The following is a 1,648-nucleotide window of genomic DNA, read 5'->3' on the forward strand; positions in this document are numbered from 1 at the left end:
GGTTTACGGCCGCTCCCTGGGCACCGGTCTGGCAGCATTGCTCGCAGCGGACGTTCAGCCGGATCTGACGGTACTGGTCTCCCCGTACCGGAGCATGGAGGCCATGGCCGCCGAGCACTACCCCTGGCGCGATCTCGATCGGTTCAACCGTCATGATGTGACTGCCTCAAGCCAGAGCTTTGACCGCCGGTACCTCGGCCCGCTCCTTCGCCCGTTCCGGATGCTCGCGCCGCCGGCGCTTCTCCTCGAGCGCGGCGCCGATGTAGGAGACGAAAAGCGGGTGCGGATCGGTCGGCCGGCTCTTGTACTCGGGATGGAACTGACACCCCAGATACCACGGGTGGTGCGGCAGCTCGACCATCTCGACGAATTTGCCGTCGGGGCTCATGCCGGCGACCACCAGCCCGTTTTCGACCAGATCCGGCAGATACTTCTGGTTCACTTCATAGCGGTGCCGGTGACGCTCCGAGATGTTCTCCTGGCCGTAGATCGCCTGAGCCCGCGTGCCGCCGACCAGTCTGCAGGGATAGGCGCCGAGACGCATGGTGCCGCCCAGGTCTTCGACGCCGAGCAGGTCCCGGAGCTTGTAGATCACCGGATCCGGGGTCGACTCGACAAATTCGGTCGAGGCGGCGTGGCGGATGCCGCAGACGTTGCGCGCGTATTCGACGACCATCAGCTGCATGCCCCAACAGATGCCAAAGCACGGCACCCTCTGTTCGCGGGCATAGCGGATGGCGTGCATCTTGCCTTCCGAGCCGCGCTTGCCGAAACCGATCGGCACCACGATGCCGTCGACCTCGAAGATCTCGTGCGGCCACTGGCCCTCCTCGATCTCCTCGGCCGAGATGTAGACCAGCTCGGTCCGGGCGTCGTTGGCGATGCCGCCATGAATCAGCGCCTCGTTCAGGCTCTTGTAGGCGTCGGCGAGATCGACGTATTTGCCGACGATGCCGATCCGCACCGTGTCCGCCGGGTTCTTGTACCGGCGCACCAGGGCTTCCCACTGCGACATGTCGCGCTGGTCGTGGGCCAGGTTCAGCAGCTCGATCAACCGTTCGTCGAGACCCTCGCGGCAGAACGCCAGCGGCACCTCGTAGATCCACTCGACGTCGCGGGCGGCGATCACCCGGTCGACCGAGACGTTGCAGAACAGCGCGATCTTGCGTCGCAGCTCGTCGGGCAGCGGCCGGTCGACCCGGCAAAGCACGATGTCCGCGGCGATACCGATGTCGCGCAACGCGCGCACCGAGTGCTGGGTCGGCTTGGTCTTGAGCTCGTCGGCGGCGGCGATGTAAGGCACCAGCGTCAGGTGGATATCGACCGCGTTGTAGCGCCCGAGCTCCTGGCGCAGCTGACGGATGGCCTCGAGAAAAGGCAACGACTCGATGTCGCCGACCGTGCCGCCGATCTCGACGATCACCACGTCGTGGCCCTCGGCCAGCCGCCGCATGCAGTCCTTGATCTCGTCGGTGACGTGGGGGATCACCTGGACCGTCTTGCCCAGGTAATCGCCGCGGCGCTCCTTGTTGATCACCGCCTCGTAGATCTTGCCGGTAGTGAAGTTGTGACGCTTCGAGGTCACGGAGTGGGTGAAGCGCTCGTAGTGGCCGAGGTCGAGATCGGTCTCGGCGCCGTCGTCGGTGAC

General features: G+C 65.4%; 1 protein-coding gene. It reads right to left on the reverse strand.

The genetic code is table 11. The features are described 5' to 3' along the window. Positions 1-166: 166 nt before the first annotated feature. On the reverse strand, positions 167-1,648 hold a 1,482-nt coding region (locus tag GY769_10425), incomplete at its 5' end, for a CTP synthase (protein MCP4202337.1).

This window comes from bacterium (assembly GCA_024224155.1).
Classification (GTDB): Bacteria; Acidobacteriota; Thermoanaerobaculia; order Multivoradales; family JAHEKO01; genus CALZIK01.